The sequence below is a fragment of the uncultured Gilvimarinus sp. genome, from assembly GCF_963975215.1.
In the GTDB taxonomy this organism is placed as follows: Bacteria; Pseudomonadota; Gammaproteobacteria; order Pseudomonadales; family Cellvibrionaceae; genus Gilvimarinus.
Genome location: NZ_CAXBFW010000017.1, coordinates 19,870 through 44,126, shown reverse-complemented (window position 1 = coordinate 44,126; position 24,257 = coordinate 19,870). Strand labels below are relative to the sequence as shown.

Genomic DNA, 24,257 nt, shown 5'->3' with positions numbered 1-24,257 from the left:
GTTGCTCCTTTTGTGTTTGGTAACACAAAAGCATCCACTCCAAAAATTCAAAAGAACACGGCGTTAGTGTTACAAGACTTCGAGCCATCCATGGAAGACAGAATATTCATAGCGAAATATGTCGTAGGTAAATTAAATACTGAAGATTTGGTCCAATTTGCAGACCAAAAACTTACAGACGGTGTTTACTCGGAGCATTTACTTAATATCATGGATGACGGACCTGAGCACTGGAATCCTGTATCAGAGTATTTCGAAAGCTTTGTAGAGGAAAAAGGTTATGCGGTTCCAAGTTTCGAGCAGGCAGTGTGGGTATTGTTGAGATATCACATATTGCTTATTAGCCAGGGAAATGTAAGCCCTTCAAAGCAGTTTCGGCAACTGCTTGATGACATTGAAAGTTTCGATCTTCACAAAGGCATTAAGAAGTACGTGGGCGACAACATAGGAATAGAAAACATGTACGGCTGGTATCACTCAGACTGTTCCACTATCGAAGAGACTGATTCAGGTATATTCAATGAAAGTCTTGATTGGGTGGAGAAATTTAAAAATGAACACTAACAAAGCAACCCAACACCGCCCGGCAAAAACACGCCGGGCTGGACTCGCTACACGTTGTTTCGCTCGCCGTTGGTTGCGGCGTTAAGCCTCTGAGAGCAACGTATGCTATCTAAACTATTTGGCAGGAAGAAGCATGAAAAGGTTATCTACACGCTTTTTGATAAACCTATGCATCGTGAAATTCTCGGTGTGTGGGAAAAGCATATGTGGCATTACACTGAGGTAATTGGGTACTCAGCAACAGGGGCAATATTTTTATTCTCTCCAGAGTCTAGTGAATATTTGGTTTTTTACCCAAGTATGCCGGGAAACAACTGCAAAGGTTATGGTGTATTCGAGAGCCTGCAAGAATTTAAAGAAACCATCCTAGATGAGGAGAGTTTTCCTGAGTATTGTTTGTACCCAATTAACCCTAGAGACTTAGAAATTCTGGAGAATAGGTTAGGGCCTTTAGGTGAATTACAAATCTATTACCCTAAACTAGACCCCGCACTTGGAGGGTCGTTCGACCTAGAAGGTTTTGACAAAGGTAACATTTGGATTCGAACTGAAATATTAGGTCAAAATCGTGGCATCGAATAAAGGCTTAACAAAGCTATCAAAAATCGTTCCGGCCAAAAAGATGGCCTTCACTGGACGCGCTAACACGCGCCTTTTATAGCGGCGTTAAACGTCAAGTAGAAATCGATGCGAATAGAAACATCAGAAAGCCCAAAAATCGAAGTCGCAGAATACAGTATTTCATTTGTCGCTAACTTCGAGTTTACTTATGCGGCTCTTTTGCTTAAAAAAAGATTGGTCGCTCTATTTATTGATGGCTGGAGCGGAGATCTACCTTTTGTAGGCAAGGTGTATGACTTTCAGGGAAATGAGATAGTTCAAATACCTTTTCCATCAAATGGTGTGGGTGGCCGGCAAAATTCTTTTTGGTATGCTAGCGAAACTGAAGAAGGACTCTGGATTGGTTTTCACCAGCAAAGCGAAAGAGATTTCGGTGGGGTATTCAGTCTCAATGAAATGGAGTTTATTTCTTTTAATGAAGCACGGTAAGCGTTTAACAAGCGCAGTCACAGCGATGGCTTTTCCGTTGCGGCTTCGCCTTCATGAACTTGCACCACTTTCACGGACAGTAACTCACTGTTCAATCTAAGTGGTGATAACATGGGAGTAACAAGGAAAAACCAGTACGACAGCTACACATTGGCTTACAAGGTCCACGCGGTCAAGATGACCCAGAAGAAAGGCGTTAAAGCCGTAGACGTAGCAGCGTCTCTGGGGATTCATCCCGTCATGCTCTATCGATGGCGGCAGGAGTTCAAAGAGGGCCGCCTCTCGGAGAACAAGCACATGCGTCAGAAAACCAACCCTCCTGAGCGCCGTCCAGAGGATGCGCAAGCACTGAAAGCGGCGGAGCGTCGAATCAAAGAGCTAGAGAGACGTCTCTCCGCCAAGGAAGAGGAAGTCATTATCCTAAAAAAGGCAAAGCGGTTCTTCTCGGATCAGCGCAAGAGCGATACGCGTTCATAGAGAAGAACCGCCACCAGCATAAAGTAGTTCACCTTTGCCGGCATTTAGGTGTCTCGGCCAGCGGCTTCTATGATTGGGAAGATCGGGGGCTGAGCCAAAGAGCGCTGGAAGATGAAGCGTTGCTTGAAGCCATTAAAGTCGTTCATGTCGGTCATAAGCGTAACTACGGAGCCCCTCGCGTTCATAAAGCCTTGAGAAATCAGAACGTTAGTTGCAGCAAGCGCCGAGTGAACCGTCTGATGAAGGCAAACGGCATTCAATCTACGTATCACGCTTCCAGGCCGGGAAGGCGTAGCGGCGGTTACGCTGAGGTCGCTGATAATCTGCTTGCGGATTCGCCCAAAGCAACCGCAGCGGGTCAGCAGTGGGCAGGCGATATGACCTATCTGAAAACGGCGCAAGGCCCAATCTACATGGCGGCCGTTTTGGATCTGTTCAATCGAGAGGTCATCGGCTGGGGCTTTTCTCGGGCCCATGATGCCGACCTGATCAAAGGCGCGCTTGAAATGTCTCTGGCGCTGCAGGAGAATGAAGCGGGCTGCTTGTTCCACAGTGATCAAGGGTCGGAATACCGCTCTGACATCTACCAAAACACACTCAGAAAATCTGACCTGGTCAGCAGTATGAGCCGAGCGGGTACGCCAACCGACAATGCGTTCGTCGAGTCGTTCTTCGGAACATTAAAAAACGAACTGGTACACCAGATGAAATTCAGTTCCTACGTGGAGTGTGCGGCCAGAGTCATTGACTATGTGGAGTTTTACAACGAGGAACGCCTGCACTCTTCTTTGGGGTACGTATCGCCAAAAGCCTATCAACGGGTGGCGTCATAGTGTCCGTGAAAGTGGTGCAAGTTCATCACTACAAAGCCACGCGTGCTGCGGACGTTATGTTTCCACGTGATTCAGAGTCAAACCAGAAGAATGGAAAACGAAATCAAATTTCAGAATCTACGCATGATCGCACTGGAAAAAGATGGGGACTACTCGTTGAATATTTCAATTGCTAGCGGAATTGTAGATTTTGGCGTCACCGTTTCTTTGGAAAAACGTGATTTTGAGGTAATTTCAACTAATGAATTGCGAGCGGCATTGCTTCAAGCCGCGATGCATCATCCATTTCAGCTTAGACAGACTGCTCTGAGCGAAAATCAGCAAAGGAAGTATCTGGATGTGGTGCTCCACGCACCAGAGTCTGAGGTCGAAGATTTCCTTACAGAGTTGGATCATGGTCGGGCAAATGGAGCTATTTCAAATATGGTTCGCATTACTACCAATCAAGATTACCAAAGTTTACGCAATGGTAATTGGTTCAATTAGAAAGTTCCAAAACATAACAAGCAGCGGCAGAGCGACAGCCAACACTACGCGTCTTTTGCGTTACTCGCTGTCGCTCAAACATTAACACAAAAGGCACTCCGCGTTGGCTGCGCCTGCGCTGGGCGTTATGGCTACAAGGAAACTCCGGATGTTTAAATGGATATCTTCGCTCTTCAGTAATAAAAAAAACGAACAGCAAGATGCAAAAAGCCCATATGCCTCTGTAAAGGTGTGGTTTGACGAAAATAATGCGTGGGTGCATTGGCCAGAAAAGGAGCCTCAGTCTATTGCGTGGAATGGACTTATTGGCGTTGCAGTCGAAACAACTGATGAAGGTCCATTTGTTGAAGATGTGTGGTGGCATTTGGCAACTAAAGACGGCGTTATAACTTATCCCAGTGAGGCCACTGGAGCCGGTGAATTACTGCAGCGCCTTCAGGATATTCCAACTTTTAATAATGAGCGACTCATAAAATCAATGTCATCCACAGAAAATCAAACCTTTATTCTTTGGGATCATGAAGGGCGTCATGTGTAAAGCCATAACAAGGCAAGGCAAAATCGTTCCGCTTCGCTCCACTGGACGCGCTAACGCGCGCCTTTGCTTGCGGCGTGTGTGCCAGGCATGGCACTTAACTCGCGAGGTGAAAGTCCTCGTACCAGGTATTCGCAGAGCCGAAGGTTAGCCAAAGGGCAAGGTTAGTTTCGTGATGAGCTGGCTGGAGGAAGCCCAAGGCGAAATCGCGGGGCGATGAACAAGAATCGGATATGAGGTGTGACATAGGTGGGGCCAGCGGGCACGTGACTGCTAAGCCCTCCATCTGCAACTGGCTTATGTTTTATAAATCCGGCGTCTACGCGAGGAAAGTTAAGTGTCTTACCCTGGGAGGTCTGCATTGTGTTGAAGGAACAACTGACAGGAAAGCAATTCTCTGTGATCGCGATGCAGAAGTCAGCAGAGGGCATAGTAGGTGTATTTCTCGGCACTGAAGGCCTGAACATTTCTGGTATGTATAGATTGTAAGAACATGGACATAGCACCTGACCAACCTCGACAAGGGGCACCGCTATCGGCGGTGGGTGAAGCCTGTGTTATTGAAAATCCCATCCAATTACCAATTATCGAAACATCGTTGATGGAGCAAGTGCTCGACAGGAATAATCTGGCACGAGCTCTGAAACAAGTCAGACGTAATAAAGGCGCAGCGGGTGTAGATGGTATGACAACAGAGCAGTTGTCGAGATACCTTCACGTTCACTGGCCACAACTCAAGGAAAGCCTGGTCGAAGGCCGTTACCAGCCTAATGCGGTCAGGCGTGTCGAAATTCCCAAGGCAGACGGGAAATTGCGCAAGCTGGGCATTCCAACGGTCGTTGATCGTTTTATCCAACAAGCAATTGCGCAAGTCGTCAGTCGACTCTGGGAGCCGACCTTCCACCCCAACAGTTACGGCTTCAGACCGCACCGAAGCGCCCACCAAGCCGTTCGGCACGCACAGAGCACCATCGTGCAGGGTAAGCGCTGGGTCGTGGATCTGGATCTTCAGGCGTTCTTCGACACCGTTAACCACGACCGGTTGATGCATCGACTCGGACAGCGCATACAAGATCCGGATATTCTGAAGCTGGTCAGGCGTTATCTGAAGAGTCCGGTACAAAACGGTCAACAAGTCACCAAGAGCAGAGAGGGCGTTCCGCAAGGAGGGCCGCTGTCACCGGTGCTGGCCAATATTGTTCTGGATGAGCTGGATTGGGAGCTGGAAAGACGAGGTCATCGCTTCAGTCGGTACGCGGATGACTGTCAGATATTTGCGGGCAGTGAGCGAGCGGCGGAGCGTATTAAACGCAGTGTACAACGTTTTATCGAATACCGTCTTCGGCTCAAGGTGAACGACGAGAAGAGCGCTGTAGACCGCCCATGGAAACGGAGCTTACTGGGTTTTACTTTCAGCCCCCGGCGAGGAAACCGCATCAAGGTGAGTGATAAAGCGCTCATCAAGCTGAAGGGCCGAATCCGGGAGTTGAGCCGTCGAACGAGAGGCCATCAGTTGTTGAGTGTCATCGCAGATTTAAAGAAATACCTGCTTGGTTGGAAAGCGTACTTCGGCGTGGCTGAAGTACTGAGCCCGCTGCGGGACATCGACAAATGGATCAGACGGAAATTACGTTGTTATATCTGGAAACAATGGGGCCGTAGCGGATACCGTAGACTACGTCGACTTGGAGTAGATCAAAAAAACAAAGACACCCACAGTTTAAAAATCCCCCTCTCTATTCATCCCAGTCGTCAACGGTTTTTGGCTATATCGATTCGATGATGGCGAGTGGCGAGTTTTTCTCGCATAGGGCGTATTTCGGACACAGGCGTTCCTGCCCGCAGGAGCACAAAGGGGCTTTTGATAGGATTGGCGTCAGCCGGTTTGCGAGTAGAAGCTTCGGCAGTGTCTGATGCCGTGTATCCAGTGTAGATTCAGTGCTTCGCACAATTCACTGACTTTAGCGACCGGGCCGATGGCTCGGCCAAAACGCTGCTCGATATGGCAGCATGTGTCCAGCCAGTCTTTTGTAGGAAGGCCAAGCCGATCCAGAATTTTCGGCAGGTTTTCGTTTATGGCCCCGCGCTTGTCGTTGCGAATGGCGCGTCCCGTCCAGTCTACCAGCTCCAGGTAGTCGCTTAGATCAAAGGGCAGGTGGTTGGGTTGGCGGTCTTGATGCTCACGGCCAGCAAATGGCATCAGCTCGGCCAGAGCCAAGGGTTTTTCTCGATCCGTTTCGGCAGGTGATTCGACGAGGGTGGTGGGCTCGATACCCAGACGCTCCTGAATGCTGGTAAAGTCCGAGTTCTCGGGGGTATCGGCCATACTGGCCCGGATGGGGTTTAAGTCCACATAGGCCATACAGCTTAATACGGCTCGCTCATCCAACAACGCCTGGCTTTTAAAGCGTCCTTCAAAGAATCGCCCGGTGCAGTTGTCCTCACGGTTGGCCCAGCGGGCAATGGGTTCATTGAGGCACCTCATGAACCAACTGATATCCGCTAGGCGCTGGCGCCAATCATCGACAATGCCATCTATGACTTCCAGTTCCGGCGGCGATAACGTCTCGCCCGCTCGGAACCGCTGCACCAATGGAGGCCCTTTAAAGAGTTGGCACCAGCGTTCAATCACTTCATCCCGAGTTAAGGCTTCGGCCTGCTCCCGGTGAACACGCAAGACCAAATGATAGTGATTGGACATGACCGCATAGGCGGCCACGTCGATGGTAAAGACCGCCGCCAGTTGTTTAAGTCGACGGACGATCCAGCCCCGGCGATGCTCGAAGTCATAGTCCTTGCCAGAGCCACATAAAAATGCGCGTCGAACACAGCGGGCAACGCAGTGATAAAAAGGGGTGTCGTCAAGAGAGATAAGGCGCTTACGGGGTTGAGTCATGGTTCCTCCTTGAACGTGCGGTGCAGTGAGCTCCTTGAATTTACTTTGGTTTAGAGGTGTGGCATTGTCAAGTTTGTGGGTGTCCCCAATGTCAAGTTTGTGGGTGTCCCCAATATTGTCATTGGTTTAGAGGTGTGGCATTGTCAAGTTTGTGGGTGTCCCCAATATTATATTGCTATTTTCACTACAAAGCTGCGCGTGTTGGCAGCGTTATGGCTTTAGAAGACTCGGCTTAGCATCCATTCTTTTGTGAAGTATTCGGACTATTTCTATATGGGTGTCTGAAACTTTCCGATAAAATACTATATGGCTCGTAACAGGAAACTTCCTGTACCCAGGCCTTACAAAGTCACAGGTTATGCCTATGGCCGGAGTTTCAGCAATTGAATGGAAAGCGTCATCAAATTGCCGAAGATAAATTCGTCTTTGAGCTTTCCCCCATTTATGTTGGGTATAGACGGCAATGGTCTTTAGGTCATTTTTGGCTTGGATCGAGAGCTGGAATGTTCCCATTAGCCAAGCTCATCATCAAGCTCTTGCATAAAGCTATCGTAGCTGTATTGAGCAACACCGCTATTCTCACCATCTTCAAGCATTCGACGCAGCGTCATAAGCTTTTGCTCATTTACTTCGAGCATTCTAAGGCCTGCGCGTATAACCTCGCTCGCAGAGGCATAACGACCATCTGCAATTTGCTGCGCTATAAAACCATCAAAGTGGTTACCAAGGGTCATACTCGTGTTTTTAGACATAACGGCACCTCAAATACCAAATATAGGTATATAATGGTATATGGCCATAACATGGCAGTCAACCCGACGCCGCATACTACGTTCCGCTTTGGGGTGGCCCTGCCACCTTACCCCAAAGCTTCACTGCGCATGCAGCGCAGGTTACTTCGGCGGTAAGGCAAAAACATGACTCAATTTATAAATGATTTCGGTCAGCGTGTCGGAGAGTCGCTTGCGGACTGGGTAGAGCCCGCGCGCCCTTCGCGGGAGTCGATGGAAGGCCGCTTTTGTCGCCTGGAGCCGCTTGCTCCGGAGCTCCATGCCGAAGAACTCTATGCTGCGAACGCGCAGGATCACGATGGGGGAAGTTGGACCTATCTTCCCTATGGCCCCTTTGGTTCCTTTGAGCGCTACCATGAGTGGCTTGATACAATGAGTCAGGGCGATGATCCATTGTTTTTCACGATCATCCAGAAGTCGGATGGGCGAGCCGTGGGTGTTGCGAGCTATCTGAGAATCATGCCCGCGAGTGGCTCGATCGAGGTTGGTCACCTTCGTTTTTCCGAGCAGCTTAAGCGAACTCCTGTTGCTACGGAGGCCATGTTCTTGATGATGAAAAGAGCTTTCGATCTGGGCTATCGGCGCTATGAGTGGAAATGCGATGCTTTGAATGCACCTTCGTGTGCTGCCGCTAAACGCCTTGGGTTTACGTATGAAGGCACTTTTCGTCAAGCCACAGTGTACAAAGGGCGAAGCCGGGATACCGCGTGGTTCTCGGTTATCGATACCGAATGGCCGGCTTTGTATCGGGCGTTTTCACAATGGCTAGCGCCAGATAACTTTGACGAGCTCGGCAAGCAGCGAGCCCGACTGAGCGAGTTAACTCAAAAAGCCCTTCGACAACAGCTGTGAAGTACAGCCAATACACGCAGCCAAGAACGCCTAAGTACTACACAACCTTCGGTTCTGGGCGCTCGTAGCTCGCGTCGTTTAGCTGGGCCTTATGCAAACAAGGAGGATCAAATGAAAGATACAATAATTGGCTTATTTATAGGGATCGCAATAGCATTTCTTGGCGTCTACCTTACCGGATTTTCCGCCGCAATAGCTGTTCCCGAACAGATCGGCAAAATACTATCTGGTTCAAGCTTTATAATCTGGGAAGTTGCTGTAACTCAGTTTCTGGGTTATGGGGTGGTTACATTTTTACTTTTATTCTTTGCGGTAAAGTTTTTTAAGCCAAATCCGTGGCTGATTGTTTTGTCCGCACTGATCGCATGTGAAGCTGTTTTGTTTATCGCATACTCTAGTTCTTACACTATTTATATTCCGCATTTTTTAATTGTTATTGGCTGTGCGGTTCTGGGCGCCTATCTAGCCGTCAGACAGAACAGTACATCAAAAGCCGCGGCAGAATAACACCTAACACTTCGCACCTTTGTGTTACTTTCTGCGGTCAAACTATTGACCCATAAATCGCTCCGCATTGGCATTGTCTGCGCTGGGCGTTAAGCACGGAGCCCCAACTATGGTGGATATTAACGGAAGTAAGGATTGTGGTAACTCGCCAAAAAACACACTGGTGGAGAAAGTGGCCGTTGCATTAGAGGCTGGTGATACTGAATTTTTGAGTGAATATCTGGCTGATGGCGCTATTTGGGAGCTTTCTGATAAAAGAGTCGCAGCAGGGAAAGATATCGGGCGTGTCTTCAATGAAAGCGATGCTGAAACTGTTTTCGTAAGTATTGATCACGTAATGTCGCATGGAAAAGTTGGCGCCGTAAATGGCTTTAGCCAAAATAACAAGGGAAAGAAGGTCGATTTTTGTCACGTCATAGAGTTTTCTAGCGTAAAATTTACCAAAATTAGCAGGCTATTAAGCTACAGCAAGTTATAGGATGCACAGCAACTGACAAGCTTTGCATCCGTCGGCCAAAACTATCACTGGTTTTTAGGCAACCCAGTACGTCGGAGCATCTTATGAATGCCGATACAATAAATTTATTGGCGAGGGCCACGCTCGATGGCTCGATGCCTTTTCCTGTCATCATCAGAGAACTCATTGCCGAAGGTGTTGAGTACTATTACGTTGACTACGCTGCTTGTACATTTACTTTTTACAGTGACGATCACTCAACGGTAACCGTTCCGCTGTTATTTGAAGGCTTGCCATCTGTTTCGCAGAACTTTGATGTGGCGGCTTTAAAATCGGCCATTTTTGATAGCCAGCAACATGACCAAAAATTTCGTATTTTTTGCGAGCGGGCCATGCACGCAGGAGTTGGTGGTTATTTTGCGTTTCTTCGCGGTCAGCGCGTTGTTTACTTTGGGCGGCAGGGAGACCAGCATACCGAGTGGTTCCCCTGAGCACCGCCGGAGAATAACTCGCAGGCAACGCCCAGTACAAAAGATAATTTGTGTCTACTTATAGTGTGGTGGTAAAGCTCGTCCGATTCGGTAGCCGCTAGTATTTTTAGAAGAAAGGGATTTTCTATGATTTCATCTGGTGTTTCTGTGTTGCTGCTTATTGTTATACACCTTGCATTGGTTGCCGCGCTTGGTTGTTTTCTTACCCGATTAGAACAAGATGACCCTAAAACCTATTCTGTGGTTGCTACGCCTGAGAAAATTCATTTTGGTTTTTCAGGTTTTTATTTTTTGGGGCCTTTGGCGTTTCTGCTAGATCAGATTGTGCCAAAACGGTATGAGTTTTGGAGTATAAAAGATTCTACCCGAGTTTACGCCGATAGGTTACGGTGGGGGGCTATCGTGGCAGTAGTATGCCAGTTGATCATAGTAGGTGTTTTACTGTTATCCTGGGTATAGTTACGATTTTGCGGTTTTTTTGTCATGGATTATGGCGTTGGTTTACTTGAATGGGACAGAGCTTATGCCATAAACATAACCGAGTTATTAATGAACCCGAGTAAACGTGCGGCTTGCTACGTAATTTTAAAACTTAATAATTTCATATAACTAACTATTCGTTGGGGCAGGAGGCGGGCCATGGATTCTATTCAGGCGGCACAACAGGATATGAGAGCGGCATACTTTAACGGAGTGCCAGGGATAGTCTCGTCGGGCACTGTTTGGCTGGCGGCGGGTTTGGTGGCGCTTTGGTTTGGGCCTATTAAAGGTGTGATTACTTTGCTTGTTGCGGGCACATTAATATTTCCTGCATCGGTAGTCTTGTGTAAATGTTTAGGGCGAAGTGGCAAGCATGCCAGCGGTAATCCGCTAGCGCCGTTAGCAATGGAGGGAACAGTATGGATGCTGATGTGTATGCCGGTGGCAGCGGCTGTGGCGTTGTACCATATTGAATGGTTTTTTCCGGCGATGCTGTTGGTAATAGGTGGGCGCTATTTAACGTTTACAACACTCTATGGGCTACGTGTGTATTGGTTATTTGGTGGTGGCGTAGGTGTTTTAGCGCTTACCTTAGCGGTATTGCAGCCGCCTGCGTTTGTATCTGGCCTGGCCGGTGGATTGGCAGAGTGGATGTTTGCCGGGATAGTGTTTGCGGGCCGTTCGAAATAGTTGTTGTGACCTTTATGGGTTAAGTTTGAAAACTGGTGGGGTTTTGGGTGGGGTAGCCGGGGTGAATAACTCACACCGGCTTTTTAGTTGCTCTACTCTAAGCATAAGTTGTTCCCGAGTTGGGGTAGCTATTTCTTAGAGTATTTAATCGGCTATATTCCTTTAGAAGAATAAGCTTTCGACTTTTTCGCCAGCGAATTTAATGTCACATTTGTCGCCAGATTTAGCGTTAGAGGATTGAATGGCACCAGCCACCACACCAAAAACACCGCCTTGATTGTTTAGCACAGAGCCGAAGTAGCAATAACTGGAAACATCCAGGTTTTGATATTCACTGGCTAGGTTAAGGGTGGGCGTGTAGGGCGGGAATCTGCCCTTCATGATCGGGTCGCCATTTACGGTAAGCTGAAGCTCATTGCGATCGGTATCGTATTGGCCGCCTAGCACGTAGTCTTTACCTTCGTGCGAGACGGTTTTACTTTGGGCCTGGATCGGTGGGGTTGGTGTAGAGGCGCAGCCGGCAATGACAACTAAAGGTAGGATGCTGAGTAATAAATGCTTCTTTCTCATGTTGGTACTTACTTCCGTATAATAAATTGGGCGAAAAATATACCCTAAAGGACTTTAAGTTTCAATCTAGGTTCTTTGTTTTTTGTGTCGCAGATGCGGCGCCGTTAATAATGGGTTTATGGTGTTACCGTTTAGTGGCACCTATATTTTTAGTTGCTCCGTGTAAAGTGGTTTCTGATGGTTATGATCTTTGCCGCGTCATCAGGTGTGCCCCAACAATAGTGGTGTTAAATCGCATGAAAATTAATAGGCCGGCCTTAGTGATTGCCATCGCCTTTTTTATTTTTTGGTTATCTGTGCTTTATGCCGGTGCCGATCACCCGCCTCCGGCGGGGTTTGCTTGGTTGATACTGATTGTCGCAATATGCTCGTTAGTGGTGTATTTGCGTCTGCCGTGCTATTGGCAATGGGCTTACACTCGGCGATCAATGCGTAAGTGCCGGGTGTTGCTAGACGGCGCGATCGCCGGCGCCACATTGGCTATTGGCTTTTTTGTGTTTGCTCCGCCGGGTGATGCCCATTTTGCGGCTGCAGGTGTGTTTGATTATTTGCTGTGGGTGACGGGACTGACTGTGGTTGGGGCGGTTAATGCAGCGGCTGTTTACGCCATCACTGTGTTGTTAAAGCGTTGCAGGTTAATGCCATATTAAGGGTTATAGGCTTAACGTTGCCGCCAGACGTTGGCGCATTGAGCAGGTCTCTGTGCGGGGGGATACGCCAGGGTCAATACCAAGGGCCGTGTAACGGCCGCTTTAGCTCCCTAAGGTGGCGTCTAACTCCTTATTGGGCGTATAGTAATAGGGTTACTCATAGGCAAGCGGTTACCGCGATGAATGCTGTTATATTGCATCAAATAAAACCATTAGAGACTACAGCCGTATGAAGGCCGGCGAGCCAATCGATTTGGCTGACGTGCTGGATTTAATGCTCAATGCCGTCTGTGTGGTTGATAAAGCCGGAAACTTTCTCTTTGTTAGCGCCGCCTTTGAGTCGATTTTTGGTTATCAGCCCCATGAAGTTATCGGCCAGCCGATGATTGATTTAGTGCACCCCGATGATCGGGCCCGCACCTTGAGTACCGTTGACACCTTGCTGGCAGGCGAGCCAAACCCGCATTTTGAGAATCGCTGGGTGCGTAAAGACGGACGCGTTGTGCATGTACTGTGGACGGCACGTTGGTCAGAGAAGCACCAGGCACGTATCGCTGTAGCGCACGACATTACCGAGCGTAAACAAATGGAAGATCGGCTTAGCCATATGGCAGGGCACGATCAGCTTACTAATTTGCCCAATCGCGTTTTACTGCAAGATCGCTTGTTAACCGCACTGGCCACGGCAAAACGCGAGCAAACCTGTTTGTCGTTGCTGTTTATTGATATGGATGGCTTTAAGCCTGTGAATGACACCTATGGTCACTCAGTGGGGGATAAATTATTGCAGCACATTGCGCAGCGGCTGAGCGCTAGTGTGCGAGTTTCCGATACTGTTGGGCGTTTGGGGGGTGACGAGTTTTTGGTGCTGCTAAACGGTATCCCCGAGGCGGCGGACGTGCTTAAGGTGGCTGAAAAAATCCGCAATGAGCTAAACCGGGCCTACACCATTGATGACTTAAACCTGACGCTGGCGCCCAGCATTGGTATCGCCCATTTCCCCGAACACGGCATTAACGAACAGCAGCTTATCCAGAGGGCCGATCGCGCGATGTACCGGGCAAAAAGTGCTGGCGGAAACTGCTCGGTGGTATTCTCGGCAGCCGATAGTGAGCGGGATGAAGCCTTATAAGAGTTGCAGCTACGCCCATTTTGCCTCGTGTAAGGCACTGCTTTACTATGCGCTACTGAATTGAATGCGCCGATGGCCTGCGCTTAGGCACGCCTGGATTGATGTGGAGCCCTTTTATGCCGAGTAACCCGTTTGCCTCATTAGAATGCTTAACCCTGGAAAACCCCAACGCCGGCGATAGCGATGCCTGTGTTATTTGGCTGCACGGGTTAGGGGCAAGTTGTAATGATTTTGCCAACCTGTTGCCAGAGCTTAGCTTGGCGCCCGGAGCGCGTATTCGGTTTGTGTTTCCGCAGGCACCGACGTTGCCGGTTAGCGTTAACGGTGGGTATCAAATGCCCGCCTGGTACGATCTGCTGAGCTTGGATGTCGATCGCAAATTTAATGCCGAGCATTTGGCCCAGGCCAGTGCGGCGGTTGCAGAGCTAGTCGAGCAGCAAGTGGCGGCGGGTATCAAAAGCGAGCGGATACTGCTGGCCGGTTTTTCTCAGGGCGGGGCTGTGGTGTTTGATGCCGCCTTAAACTTTGCCAAGCCGCTGGCGGGTTTGCTGGCACTTTCGACCTATTTTGCCACAAGCGAAACATGCAGCTTCAATGCGGCGAACCAAGCTTTGCCTATTTCGATCCAGCACGGGTTAAACGACGAAGTGGTGGTGCCCGCACTGGCTGCGCGGGCCGAGGCGGTATTGCAGGCGCATGGGTATCAGTACGAGTCGCACCGCTACCCGATGGCGCATGAGGTATGCCGCGAGCAAATAGCGGATATCAGTGCGTTTATTAACCGCTGTTTGCCGGTACTGGCCAAGGCCTAGCGGTTTTTGGCCTCTTGGCGCGCACGCACGTTGGCCAGCAGTGTTTTTAGCTCGGCTTCGGCCCAACTGGTTGCCTCGGCTTGAGTGGCAAACCCGTCCTGCGATTTGGACACAAGGGTTTTGCGAGCGGTGGCGCGGCGGGTTAGCTCGGCGCGCCAGGCGCCATCTACTTCGGTGACGCGATAGTCAAATTTTTTGCCAGTGGCCATGGTTGCTCCTGCACCCCGGGGTGCTGTTGCGATACATTAATAACAGTGATGCTAGCTCGCACCGGGTGGGGGCGTTAGAATTGCCCCAAAACAGGTGGTGCGACGTCAGTGCGTGCATTATGCACGGCTATAAGCGTCTGGCAACCGCTTTTACTCCCTTAGCGCTTGCGTGTGCGGCTAATGCGATTGATCGATTCCGGCTGTCGCGGAATATTCCGGGTAATTTGCCGGTGTAGGCCTTAACATAGGCGGCGCTAAAACCGGATAGCAGAAGGTGAAATGATGAGAATTTGTGGTGTGGAGTTAACCGGCAACGATGCCGTTGTGTGTTTATTAGAGCTGGCGCAACAGCAATTTACTTTGCCCGATTGCCGGGTGCGTAAAATTAGTTTGCCCAAAATGCACAGCCGGGATGATTTGCAAAAGTTTCAGGCGACCTTTGCCAAGCTTATGCAAGATTATCAGGTGGATAAGGTGGTTATTCGCGAGCGCCTGACCAAAGGTAAGTTTGCCGGTGGGGCGGTTAGCTTTAAACTTGAAGCGGCGTTGCAACTGATGAACGATATTGCGGTCGAGCTTTACTCTTCTGCTGCCATCAAACAGACGCTGGCCGATAAACCGTTACCGATTCCGTTTTCTGAGACTGGCCTTAAAGGGTTTCAGGAGCAGGCATTTGTTGTCGCCTATGTCGCTCATATGCAGGATTAGCGGGCGGGTTACAAAGAAAGAGTAAAATCTATGAGCCAGGAACAGCCGAACAATCCGTTACATGGTATTACGTTAGAGCAGGTGGTAACCCGGCTAGTGGAGCACTACGGCTGGGAGGCATTGGCCGAGCAGATTAATATCAACTGCTTTAAAAAAGACCCTTCGGTAAAATCATCCCTTAAGTTCTTGCGTAAAACCCCCTGGGCGCGGGACAAAGTCGAGGCGCTGTACGTCTCGACCTTTGCCCCGCAGGGTTAAGCAAATCTAATGATCAGTCCAGGGTTTCGGTGATAACAGTATCAATCACATGAATGACGCCGTTAGTGGTGTAAATGTCGTACATGGTAACCACCGAGCCTTGCACTTGCAGTTGTCCGTCGACAATGTCGATGCTGACGTCTTCGCCCGAGGCGGTGTCAACGTTAGTGCCGTTGAGGGTGAAGGCGCTTACCGAGTTAACCGCTGCCCCCTGAATAACGTGTTGCAACAGCACGTCGGTTAATGCCGGTACATCCGCGATCAGAGCATCCAGTGTTGCCGAATCAATCTTGGCAAACGCGTCATCGGTTGGGGCAAACACCGTAAAGGTTTCCGACTCATCGGCCAGCACGCTATCGAGGCCGGCGGCCTGCAGTGCCGTCACCAAAGTGGTGAAGTTGCCGGCATCAACGGCGGTTTCGACGATGTTGCTGGTGGGGCTGCCCATCTCGGCCGGTGGCATTAATACCTGATCAAGCGCGTGGATAATGCCGTTTTCGGCCATGACATTGGCCGTGGTTACCATTGAGGTGTTTACGTACAGCGCTTCGTTGGCGTATGACAAACCGGTGTTGTTGCCATTAGCCATTTCCAGCATTGGCATATCAGATTGCGCTTTCGTAATAGCGTCGGCAGCCATAATGCCGGGGCCGCCTACTACGTGATAAAGCAAAATGTTGCTCAGTGCCTCGGTATCCATCAGCAAGTTATCGATGGTGTCTTGGCCCAATTTGGCAAAGGCTTCATCGGTGGGGGCAAACACGGTGTAGTCACTGTCCATATCGGCCAGTGTCATATCCAAACCGGTGGCCTCAAGGGCGGCTACCAGCGTGGTAAAGTTGCCGGCTTCACGGGCGACGTCGACCAGTGACATTGGTGGCGCCGGAAGTTCAAGGTCACCTACGATTACGGCGTCGATGACGTGGATAATGCCGTTGCTGGTATAGATGTCGAAGGTTTCGACGGTGGCGCCGCCAATCGTGAAGTGATCATCGACGATGTTAGCGTCAATTTGCGTGCCGGCCGCCGTGGTTAATGAGGTACCGCTGGCGGCAAATGCTTGCACCGAATTAATTTCGGCATCGCCAATCACATGTTGCAACAACACGGCGTTTAACGCCTCTGGATCGTTAAGCAGGGCGTTGATGTTTTCTTCGCCAACCATGGCAAAGGCCGCATCGGTTGGTGCAAACACGGTAAAGGTGGCGTTTTCATCCGCTAAGGTTGTGTCCAGGCCAGCCGTTTGTAGCGCGCTTACCAGCGTTGTAAAGTTGCCGGCTGAAACGGCGGTTTCGACAATATTCATGTCGGGCGTGCCGCGCTCGGCCGGCGGCATTAACACGGCATCCAGTACATGGATAACCCCGTTGCTGGCTTCAATGTCGGTGCTGGTGACCTTAACCAGATTTAACCGCAGAGTCTCGCCTTGCAGAGAAACCCCGGTATCCATGCCGTTGGCCATGGTTAATGTGGTACCGGCCGCCGCAATGGCTGCGCCCGAGTCGATCTCGGTATCGGCTACGACGTGGTACAACAAAATATCAGACAGAGTGTCTGTGTCGGCCAGCAGGTTGTCGATGCTATCCTGCCCTAGTAGTGCAAAGGCGTCGTCGGTGGGTGCGAACACGGTAAAGGTGGCACTTTCATCATCGAGGGTTGCATCCAGGCCGGTGGCCTCAAGCGCGGCTATTAATGTTGTAAAGTTGCCGTTTTGTTCGGCGACATCAACGATCGTGTTAACTTCTTCCGGTGGGTTGTAGTCGTCGTCATCATCGCTACCGCACGCGGTAACACCAAGAACCATGACGGCCATCATAAGATAACGCAGTAATTTGTTCATAGCGACGTTTCCATGTTTAGTTGTGGGTTGAAAGTCAATGTGATTACGCCGGCGCTATGAAGGTGGATCAGTGTTTTTTATAGAACATTTCTATGTAATAGGATCCTGCGTTAATGTAAAAAAGGTATCGAGTAAAATACGATAAGCTGGAGTTAATAGTGATCTTTTATGAGGTGCGCGGCGTATAACTTGGCTGGGTAAAATTCTAGGAGGTGAGTGTGAATCGTTTATGGATTTTTATTTTGGCATTGTTGACCATGTCTTGTGTGGGAAGGCCCGAAGGGGTTAAGCCTGTCGATGATTTCGAGTTGCAGCGCTACTTGGGTAACTGGTACGAGATCGCCCGTTTGGATCACAGCTTTGAGCAAGGTCTAACACAGGTAACGGCACACTATAGCCTTAACGATGACGGCAGTGTGAAAGTCATCAATCGCGGCTACGATGCGAATAAAAACGAGTGGGATGAAGCCGAGGGCAAAGCTAAATTTGTAAACGATGAAGACACCGCCTTTTTAAAGGTTTCTTTTTTTGGGCCTTTTTACGGATCTTACATCGTGTTTGAGTTGGATGATGACTATCAGTACGCGTTTGTCTCGGGCCCCGATACCGGTTATTTATGGTTGTTATCCCGCACCCCGACGGTATCCGAGGCGGTGATTAACCAGTTTGAGCAACGTGCCAGCGAGCTGGGTTTTGCCACTGATGAGCTAATTTACGTCGAACAAAATAACGCGCAATAATTGCTTGTTTGCCTCTACAAAAAAGCCCCGGCCTATCGCCGGGGCTTTTTTATGTCTGTATTGCTACTAGGGTGCACAGTTACTTTGTTGGGTGGTGCTGAGAAGTGTCTGCCATTGCCCTAAGCCACTGCCGCTAATCCAGTCAGTGGGGCGGGCGTTGCCATCGGCACGCTCCTGAGCGTGGGCCAGATAACGGCAGGCGGTGGTGATGCGACCACGCTGCTCATGCCACGCGGCCTTTTGCAGCAGGCCGTAATACAGCAGGGCATTTAACGGCTGTAAAAAGTGCCAGCGCCCGGCACCGGTTATGGTTTTATTTTGCAGCAACGTGCGTAATTCATCGTTGAGCATAGCGATGCTAATTGCAGGCGTTTGCGCGACATTAAAGCTTACGATAAGTGGATCGTGGTCAGAGGCGCGCACGGCGCTGGCGTCATTAAAATAGCCGGGGTCACGGCCGAAATCCAGGTTGTAGTCCAACGCGTCGGCTTCATCGGCGTTAATATGCCACACCGCGGATTCGGAATATTTATCGCTAAAATCGCCGCTAAGCAAAATATAATCGAGCGTGCCCACCTGACCGTCAAACACGTAGGAGTAATCCTGTTCACCCTCTGGGTTGACGAAGCCTTGGTTTAATAAGTATTGCACCGGCGCTTCCAGGGCGTAGGCATTTAGGTCACCGGTGATGGCGATGTCGCTATCGGTTAGCCCCGTTGGTGAGGTTTCGAGCCAGCTGAGCAGTGCGCTAGCGGCATCAAGGCGGCGTTGATTCCAAAAGCCTGCGCCATCGTTTTGGTCATAGTTGGGGCTGGTGGTATCGCTTAGGCTAGAGCTGCCTTTAGATTTAAAGTGGTTAGCCGCCACCGTAAACTGCTCGCCACTGTCTTTATGGGTAAAGCTTGCCGCCAGCGCTACGCGGTTGGTGGCAGGGCCGTTAAAGATTGGGTTGGCAGTAAAGTCGCGGCTGGCAAATACATCAAGTTGCGCAGCGGCGCTATCGTCCAGCAGGGCGGGGCTGCTGCCTGTGGCAAGTTCAGTGGTTTGCGTATCGTAAATTAAGGCAACAGCGATGGCATCGGTACCGACAAAGCGCTGCCCCGGAAACACATAATCGTAGCGCGTGTTACCAAGCTTGGCATTGATGGCACTTACCAGTGTTTCAATAGCGGTCGAGCCATCGTTAACGGAGTCAAAATCATTTTCGATTTCTACCAGCGTCAGTACGTCGGCATCCAGCCCGACAATGGCATTGATGAGTTTAGCTTGTTGGCGTGCTAGTTCATCAGGGTTGTTGGCGCCGCGTGGGTCTAACCCGACGGCGGTGGTCGCGCCGTTATCGAGCGTGGTGAAGTAGTTAAGTACGTTAAGTGAGGCTAACGTTAGCGCACCGCTAAGTTCTGGCGGGGCTGAGCGGGGGTTAGTTGAGTTGCCTTGGGCCACAGAGCTAAACAGGTTGCTGCCGTCTTGATGCGAGCGAACACGCCAGGTGGCACCCGAGGCGCTGTTGCCTGCCCACTTGTAATCGAGCACGCCACTTAAGCCGCTAATGGTATCACCCATGCGTTTGGCGCTGGCCTCGTTGTAGGGTGCATAGCCATCGAGGTTATTGATGCTGGCGTTTTGCGTGTTTAAACCGTCGTCGTAGGTAATGGTGCGCGCCCCCACTGATTGTAGGTGTTGCGCCAGGCCTGTAACGCTGGGGGTATTTTGCTGAGTAAATTGATAGGGGCGTGCGCCGGCCACTAACTTTATCTCGTTGAAACGGTCGAGTTGGTATTGCTCGGTTACCGTTAAGGTGTCGGCAAAGGTGACCAGCATACCCTCGTAAGCTTCGAGGTCGGGTTGCACATTACCGTTCTGCCCCGTGGTGGTGGCGGTGTTGCTTGCTAACTGAATCGTGGCCGGTGTTACGTCGGTCAGACGGTTGCTGTCGAGTACGGTTAACTCAGTGATGTTGCTGAGCTGAGTCTCGCCGTAGTACTGATCGACACGGGCGGTTAGGCGTACTTTATCGCCCAGGGCAACATCGGTACTGTCGCCAAATACAAAGATACCTTCGGATGACAGCGGGTCGCCGTCTTCATCGCTGGTTTCTTCTTGCAGATAAAAACCGTTTAAGTTGCGTGCGGTGTCGGCGTCATCGTCTTGAAAATCTCCCACCACAATTGCCTCGACGGTGACGATGCTGCCCTGCATGGGGCTTACATCGGTCTCGCCAAAACTATTGCTGGCGTAAGTGCCGGGGTTGCCTTGAATGGCCGAAATTAATGTTAGCTCGGCAATGACAGGGCTGCAGTTGTTGGCGGTGCCTGGGCTAGGTTCGGCCTGAATAAAACTGTCGGTGTTGCGTGCGCCGCCGGCGCCATTGGCGCAGCGTTGGTTGGAGTCTAACGCGCTGCCGCTGCCGGCACTTTCATTAACCTGGGGTTGATTGGGGTTTAATAACGCTAAAAGCTCGGTGTCGTCGGCATCGTTGGTGCCATACACCAGGGCATCGACAATATTGTTGTCTGGCAGGGCGGTGCCATTGGCAAACGCGCCAGCGCTAACCAGCACGGCGGCATCGGCACCATTTTGTAGACCGTTATCGGGCAAAATAAGGTCGGCGCTGGTAACGGCGGCATTGCCCAGCACAAAATATCCGTCGGCATCGGTGGTGTAGCCGGTTAAATCGACACAGTAATAGCTAGTATCGCCAATGCCATTAAACAATACCAGGGCCAGGCCGCTGAGGTCGGTGTGGCCGGTGCCACCGTCGAACAGTTCGATAAACTCGGCGGTATCCGCGCCCTCGGTGTCGGCGTCCAGCTCGTTGATCAGTACATTTGCCGGGGTGGGCTCGGGCTGACTAAAGCTGAAGCTGGCTAAGGGAACGGCGTTAGCGGCACTGGCGTTATCGCTGGCGCCGTCCAGCGCATTGGCGCCGCTAAATTGCCAATCGCTGACGTTAAAGCTTGCGGCGGTGTTAGTACCACTTTTGCGGTACGCCCAGCCGTCGAGGTACTCCCACGCCTGATCGGTGCCATCCACGTCTGGCTCGCCAAACTGATCAGTAACAACACCGTTGTAAAACAGCTCAATGGCGTCGTCACCGTTGATGCTCATAGCGCTGGCGGCGATGTAATCGGGGGCAAAACCAAAAAACTCGCTAAAGCCGTCAACTTCGCTGGCCACGGTAATGTAGCTGCCTGCGGTAATGGCTTCTGGCGGAAAGACAAACTCTTCACCATTACTGCCGCCGCCATTGTTGGCGCTGCCCAATCCATAGGCGCTTAAGTCGGTAATATCTTCGCTAACGTATAGCTCTACGCCTTTGGGCAGGCCGCCGGGCAGCGGACCATCGTAAACCCCGGTAATCGTGAGTTGTGCGCTAGCATTGGCCGCGAGCAGCCCCAGTAAAGAGGCAAGCAAACTTTTCTTCATAACAACCTCGGTTATCCATAGTGAGTAATGGTTGGTGTGGTGTAACAAGAGCGCTTATGGAAGCAGAGCAAGGTGACAAACACTTAACGAAGTTGTGGCAGTTTTAGGAGACTTTTATGACAGCGCCGGCAGCAGGTTGGGGAATTTGCTATGCTGTGTAAGGCGATAGAAAATCTGTGACCTCGGTACTGGAAAATCACTGGGAAAGGTGCAGCAAACACAATGACAAAATTTAGCATACGCCAGGAAGTTTCTGATGATATAGGTGCCATTAGCGCGCTGTTAAGGCAGGCTTTTAGCGATGTGCCTGCGTCGGCTCAAACAGAAGAAGAAATAGTGTTGGCCCTGCGCGAGGCGGGTGCCCTAACCGTCTCTTTGGTGGCCGAGATTCAGGGGCGCCTTGTGGGCTACGCCGCCGCTTCACCGGTAAGTTTTAGCGATGGGAGCGAGTATTGGTATGGCTTGGGGCCTGTGGCGGTTGCGCCGATGTATCAGGGGCGTGGCGTGGGCTCGCGTTTAATACAGGGCGTGCTCGATAATCTACGGCATCATGGTGCCGCCGGCTGTGCGGTATTGGGTGACCCTAATTATTACGGCCGCTTTGGCTTTCAGTCGCTGCCGTATTTGAGCTTTCCCGGTGTGACGGGAGAGTATTTTCAAGTGTTGCCGCTTGCCAATAACACACCCAAAGGTGAGGTAAGCTATCACCGCGCTTTTACGTTAGCCAGTGCCTGATGCCGATACTGTAGCGGCGTTGCCTTAAACCACCGTTTAAAGGCCCGATTAAAATTTGCCTGATCGGCGTAACCCAATAAATAACTCATCTCGTTTAAAGACAGCTGCGATTGTTGTAGGTAATCGCTGGCAAGGTGTTGCCGCACCCGATCTAATAAATCGTTAAAGCTCGTTCCCTCTGCCTGTAGCCGGCGCTGCAATGTGCGGCCGCTTAGGGCGAGGTCGTGAGCGATGAGTGATGCGCTCACCTCACCGGTGGGTAAGTACTTTACGATAAGCTCGGCAACGCGCGCGGGGAGGTTGTCGAGCACCAGGCGGTTGAGGTTTTCTAGCGCGATCTTTTCATTGAGTTGGGCCAGCTGCGCGTTAGCAGCCGGCAGGCGAATATGCGCCTGTTGCGCATCTAGCGCAATCGTTGTGTGTTGCGCTTTTGCTTGAACTGGACAACCAAAAAAGTCGCCAATGGCATTTTGGGGGTCGTGATAGGTGTGCTTTAAATCGATGGCTACCGGTGCAAAGCTTGGCCCCAATAATGCGCGGCACATAGTGACAGTAGCAGCCACAGCGGCCAGGTTGGCAGAGCGTTGCGGGGTTAGCTCGGCATCAAAGCTTAATAGGTACAAATTTTGTTGTTGCACCATATCGACTTGTAAGCCGTTGCTGATTAGGCGAGCGTAGCGCACCAAGCGCTCCAGGGCATCGTGCAGAGTGTCGCTGGCCAGCCAGGCAAAACCCAGTGCATTAAAGGTGGTACTGTGCCAGCGTTTGCCGGTTTTTAGGCCCATTAAATCATCGTTAAGTGTCGTCTCGGCAAGCTCCCACAGCGCGTGCATCTGATCGGTTGGGTAGCGGGCAAGGCCATCGCCCAACTGCGCCGGGTTAAGCCCGGATTGGGCAAAAACCGGACGCGGATCGACGCCCTCATCTTGTAACGTTTCCCACAGCAGCTGAGCCCAACTGGTGAGTGTGGAATAGCGCATGCCTGACTCCTTAAGTAGGCTTAATTGTACGTCAGCCGGGGTGAGTCGCAAAGTGGCACCTAAAGCTAATACATTGGCGTGTTCGGCCAAAAATAATGGGCCTAAAGCTCTTAATCTGGTTATACCAGAAAGGAGATAAGGCCATGAGTAAAGATATTGAATATTTTCAGCACACCTTAAACGAACCCGTTACCTGTTTTGGCCGGGGGCTGCACACGGGCTTACCGGTGGTGATGCGGATACTGCCCGCCGAGCCAAATACCGGCTGGACATTTGTGCGCCGCGATTTGCCCCAGGGTGAAAATGAGATTAGAGCCATTTGGTTTAACGTGCGCGACACTCAGTTGAGCACGACCCTGGGTAACCGCTTTGGCGCTACCGTTAGCACGGTAGAGCATATTATGTCGGCGCTTAAAGCCCATGGCATCGACAACGCGCGCATTGTGCTAAACGCGCCGGAAGTTCCTATTTTAGAGGGCAGTGCACGGACTTTTTCGGATTTAATTTTATCGTCCGGGGCCCGTGTTCAGGCGGCCAGACGCCGGGTTATGGTAGTGCGTAAGACTATTGAAGTGGTGGAGGGCGATAAGTTTGTGCGGTTGACGCCGGCACCAGACGCTACGGCGGATGTTGAAATTGACTTTCCGCCGGCCGCTATTGGTCGGCAAAAGTTAACGGGGGTAAAACTCGACGAGAGAACGTTTGTAACCCGTATTCGCGATGCCCGCACTTTTACCATGAAGAGTGAGGTCGACAAGATTATGGCCGAGGGCCTGGCGCAGGGCGCATCGTTGGCCAACGCTATTTTGGTGGACGATGAAAAAGTCATCAACCCCGAAGGGCTGCACTACCCGGATGAATTTGTGCGCCATAAAGTATTAGATTTGTATGGCGATTTGGCTCTGGCCGGTGCGCATATTGTTGGCCATTTTAGTGGCCGAAAAATCGGCCACACGCTAAATGCACGGTTAGTGGCAAAGCTTGTAAGCAATGCTAACAACTTTACCTTTACCGACCGCGAGTACGCCGAGACTTACTGGACGACCATTAACTATCGCAACAGCGCTTAATCGGCAAAGGCATTAAGC

General features: G+C 50.8%; 30 protein-coding genes. 22 read left to right on the top strand and 8 right to left on the bottom strand.

All coding sequences use genetic code 11. The features are described 5' to 3' along the window. The first annotated feature begins 90 nt into the window (after positions 1-90). The 8 genes from AAC019_RS11910 (at position 91) to ltrA (ending at position 5,728) form a co-directional block, all read left to right on the top strand. Positions 91-564 (top strand): hypothetical protein, encoded by a 474-nt coding sequence (locus AAC019_RS11910; RefSeq protein ID WP_339899140.1) that lies wholly within the window; start codon positions 91-93, stop codon positions 562-564. Positions 565-666: 102 nt separating this feature from the next. Further along, entirely contained in the window at positions 667-1,146 is a 480-nt protein-coding gene (locus AAC019_RS11905) for a hypothetical protein (RefSeq protein WP_339899139.1), read from the top strand. A 105-nt stretch (positions 1,147-1,251) separates the two neighbouring features. After that, positions 1,252-1,614 carry a hypothetical protein gene (locus AAC019_RS11900; protein WP_339899137.1) on the top strand — a complete coding sequence of 121 codons (363 nt, stop codon included), beginning with the start codon at positions 1,252-1,254 and terminating at the stop codon, positions 1,612-1,614. Between the two features lie 111 nt (positions 1,615-1,725). After that, a complete protein-coding gene (locus AAC019_RS11895; RefSeq protein WP_339899136.1) occupies positions 1,726-2,091 on the top strand; it encodes a transposase in 366 nt (121 codons plus the stop codon). Further along, positions 2,088-2,924, top strand: coding sequence for an IS3 family transposase (locus tag AAC019_RS11890; protein ID WP_339899178.1), 837 nt, complete (start codon positions 2,088-2,090; stop codon positions 2,922-2,924). The genes AAC019_RS11895 and AAC019_RS11890 overlap by 4 nt, the downstream gene beginning before the upstream one ends. A gap of 90 nt (positions 2,925-3,014) precedes the next feature. Then, a complete protein-coding gene (locus AAC019_RS11885; RefSeq protein WP_339899135.1) occupies positions 3,015-3,410 on the top strand; it encodes a hypothetical protein in 396 nt (131 codons plus the stop codon). 148 nt (positions 3,411-3,558) lie between these two features. Next, positions 3,559-3,948: a hypothetical protein gene (locus tag AAC019_RS11880; RefSeq protein WP_339899134.1), complete on the top strand. Its 390-nt coding sequence runs from the start codon at positions 3,559-3,561 to the stop codon at positions 3,946-3,948. Positions 3,949-4,438: 490 nt separating this feature from the next. Then, a complete protein-coding gene (gene ltrA, locus AAC019_RS11875; RefSeq protein ID WP_339899133.1) occupies positions 4,439-5,728 on the top strand; it encodes a group II intron reverse transcriptase/maturase in 1,290 nt (429 codons plus the stop codon). A 93-nt stretch (positions 5,729-5,821) separates the two neighbouring features. Here the strand turns inward: ltrA and AAC019_RS11870 are convergent, their stop codons facing one another. The 3 genes from AAC019_RS11870 to AAC019_RS11860 all read right to left on the bottom strand — a co-directional run bounded on the left by AAC019_RS11870 (position 5,822) and on the right by AAC019_RS11860 (position 7,593). Beyond that, the gene (locus AAC019_RS11870) at positions 5,822-6,841 is read right to left on the bottom strand and encodes a transposase (protein ID WP_339899132.1); all 1,020 of its coding nucleotides are present in this window, start codon (positions 6,839-6,841) and stop codon (positions 5,822-5,824) included. 210 nt (positions 6,842-7,051) lie between these two features. Further along, positions 7,052-7,354 (bottom strand): type II toxin-antitoxin system RelE/ParE family toxin, encoded by a 303-nt coding sequence (locus AAC019_RS11865; protein WP_339899131.1) that lies wholly within the window; start codon positions 7,352-7,354, stop codon positions 7,052-7,054. Next, the gene (locus tag AAC019_RS11860; protein ID WP_339899130.1) at positions 7,354-7,593 is read right to left on the bottom strand and encodes a type II toxin-antitoxin system ParD family antitoxin; all 240 of its coding nucleotides are present in this window, start codon (positions 7,591-7,593) and stop codon (positions 7,354-7,356) included. Before AAC019_RS11860 ends, AAC019_RS11865 begins: the two co-directional genes overlap by 1 nt. A 165-nt stretch (positions 7,594-7,758) precedes the next feature. Between AAC019_RS11860 and AAC019_RS11855 the strand changes: the two genes are divergently transcribed. From AAC019_RS11855 to AAC019_RS11830, 6 genes are all read left to right on the top strand, one after another. Next, positions 7,759-8,484 (top strand): GNAT family protein, encoded by a 726-nt coding sequence (locus AAC019_RS11855; RefSeq protein WP_339899129.1) that lies wholly within the window; start codon positions 7,759-7,761, stop codon positions 8,482-8,484. Positions 8,485-8,595: 111 nt separating this feature from the next. Then, positions 8,596-8,991, top strand: coding sequence for a hypothetical protein (locus AAC019_RS11850; protein WP_339899128.1), 396 nt, complete (start codon positions 8,596-8,598; stop codon positions 8,989-8,991). A gap of 109 nt (positions 8,992-9,100) precedes the next feature. Beyond that, on the top strand, positions 9,101-9,469 hold the full coding sequence (locus AAC019_RS11845) for a hypothetical protein (RefSeq protein WP_339899127.1): 369 nt from the start codon (positions 9,101-9,103) through the stop codon (positions 9,467-9,469). A gap of 83 nt (positions 9,470-9,552) precedes the next feature. Further along, complete coding sequence (locus tag AAC019_RS11840; protein ID WP_339899126.1) at positions 9,553-9,939, top strand: DUF1398 family protein; 387 nt, start codon at positions 9,553-9,555, stop codon at positions 9,937-9,939. A 126-nt stretch (positions 9,940-10,065) separates the two neighbouring features. Beyond that, complete coding sequence (locus tag AAC019_RS11835) at positions 10,066-10,398, top strand: hypothetical protein (protein WP_339899125.1); 333 nt, start codon at positions 10,066-10,068, stop codon at positions 10,396-10,398. Between the two features lie 180 nt (positions 10,399-10,578). Then, on the top strand, positions 10,579-11,109 hold the full coding sequence (locus AAC019_RS11830) for a hypothetical protein (RefSeq protein ID WP_339899123.1): 531 nt from the start codon (positions 10,579-10,581) through the stop codon (positions 11,107-11,109). A gap of 162 nt (positions 11,110-11,271) precedes the next feature. Here AAC019_RS11830 and AAC019_RS11825 read toward each other — a convergent pair whose 3' ends face one another. Next, the gene (locus AAC019_RS11825; protein ID WP_339899122.1) at positions 11,272-11,679 is read right to left on the bottom strand and encodes a hypothetical protein; all 408 of its coding nucleotides are present in this window, start codon (positions 11,677-11,679) and stop codon (positions 11,272-11,274) included. Positions 11,680-11,915: 236 nt separating this feature from the next. Here AAC019_RS11825 and AAC019_RS11820 point away from each other — a divergent pair, with 236 nt between their 5' ends. The 3 genes from AAC019_RS11820 to AAC019_RS11810 all read left to right on the top strand — a co-directional run bounded on the left by AAC019_RS11820 (position 11,916) and on the right by AAC019_RS11810 (position 14,273). After that, entirely contained in the window at positions 11,916-12,329 is a 414-nt protein-coding gene (locus tag AAC019_RS11820) for a hypothetical protein (protein WP_339899121.1), read from the top strand. Positions 12,330-12,558: 229 nt separating this feature from the next. Then, the gene (locus AAC019_RS11815; RefSeq protein ID WP_339899119.1) at positions 12,559-13,461 is read left to right on the top strand and encodes a diguanylate cyclase; all 903 of its coding nucleotides are present in this window, start codon (positions 12,559-12,561) and stop codon (positions 13,459-13,461) included. Between the two features lie 116 nt (positions 13,462-13,577). After that, positions 13,578-14,273 carry a dienelactone hydrolase family protein gene (locus AAC019_RS11810; protein WP_339899117.1) on the top strand — a complete coding sequence of 232 codons (696 nt, stop codon included), beginning with the start codon at positions 13,578-13,580 and terminating at the stop codon, positions 14,271-14,273. Here AAC019_RS11810 and AAC019_RS11805 read toward each other — a convergent pair. Beyond that, positions 14,270-14,482 carry a DUF3622 domain-containing protein gene (locus AAC019_RS11805; protein WP_339899116.1) on the bottom strand — a complete coding sequence of 71 codons (213 nt, stop codon included), beginning with the start codon at positions 14,480-14,482 and terminating at the stop codon, positions 14,270-14,272. The two genes, AAC019_RS11810 and AAC019_RS11805, sit on opposite strands and share 4 nt — an antisense overlap. A gap of 279 nt (positions 14,483-14,761) precedes the next feature. Between AAC019_RS11805 and AAC019_RS11800 the strand changes: the two genes are divergently transcribed. Then, positions 14,762-15,190, top strand: coding sequence for a DUF3010 family protein (locus AAC019_RS11800; protein ID WP_339899115.1), 429 nt, complete (start codon positions 14,762-14,764; stop codon positions 15,188-15,190). 30 nt (positions 15,191-15,220) lie between these two features. Then, complete coding sequence (locus tag AAC019_RS11795; RefSeq protein ID WP_339899113.1) at positions 15,221-15,448, top strand: VF530 family protein; 228 nt, start codon at positions 15,221-15,223, stop codon at positions 15,446-15,448. A 13-nt stretch (positions 15,449-15,461) separates the two neighbouring features. On the opposite strand, the gene AAC019_RS11790 is transcribed toward AAC019_RS11795, so the two are convergent. Beyond that, on the bottom strand, positions 15,462-17,288 hold the full coding sequence (locus AAC019_RS11790; protein ID WP_339899111.1) for a fasciclin domain-containing protein: 1,827 nt from the start codon (positions 17,286-17,288) through the stop codon (positions 15,462-15,464). 257 nt (positions 17,289-17,545) lie between these two features. Between AAC019_RS11790 and AAC019_RS11785 the strand changes: the two genes are divergently transcribed. Then, positions 17,546-18,028: a lipocalin family protein gene (locus AAC019_RS11785; protein WP_339899176.1), complete on the top strand. Its 483-nt coding sequence runs from the start codon at positions 17,546-17,548 to the stop codon at positions 18,026-18,028. 66 nt (positions 18,029-18,094) lie between these two features. On the opposite strand, the gene AAC019_RS11780 is transcribed toward AAC019_RS11785, so the two are convergent. After that, entirely contained in the window at positions 18,095-21,454 is a 3,360-nt protein-coding gene (locus AAC019_RS11780; protein WP_339899109.1) for an ExeM/NucH family extracellular endonuclease, read from the bottom strand. A 222-nt stretch (positions 21,455-21,676) separates the two neighbouring features. Between AAC019_RS11780 and AAC019_RS11775 the strand changes: the two genes are divergently transcribed. Beyond that, on the top strand, positions 21,677-22,189 hold the full coding sequence (locus AAC019_RS11775; RefSeq protein WP_339899107.1) for an N-acetyltransferase: 513 nt from the start codon (positions 21,677-21,679) through the stop codon (positions 22,187-22,189). Here the strand turns inward: AAC019_RS11775 and AAC019_RS11770 are convergent. Next, positions 22,159-23,169: an AraC family transcriptional regulator gene (locus AAC019_RS11770; protein ID WP_339899105.1), complete on the bottom strand. Its 1,011-nt coding sequence runs from the start codon at positions 23,167-23,169 to the stop codon at positions 22,159-22,161. The genes AAC019_RS11775 and AAC019_RS11770 overlap by 31 nt on opposite strands. 143 nt (positions 23,170-23,312) lie before the next feature. Here AAC019_RS11770 and lpxC point away from each other — a divergent pair, with 143 nt between their 5' ends. Next, the gene (gene lpxC / locus AAC019_RS11765; protein WP_339899103.1) at positions 23,313-24,239 is read left to right on the top strand and encodes a UDP-3-O-acyl-N-acetylglucosamine deacetylase; all 927 of its coding nucleotides are present in this window, start codon (positions 23,313-23,315) and stop codon (positions 24,237-24,239) included. Positions 24,240-24,257 lie beyond the last annotated feature (18 nt).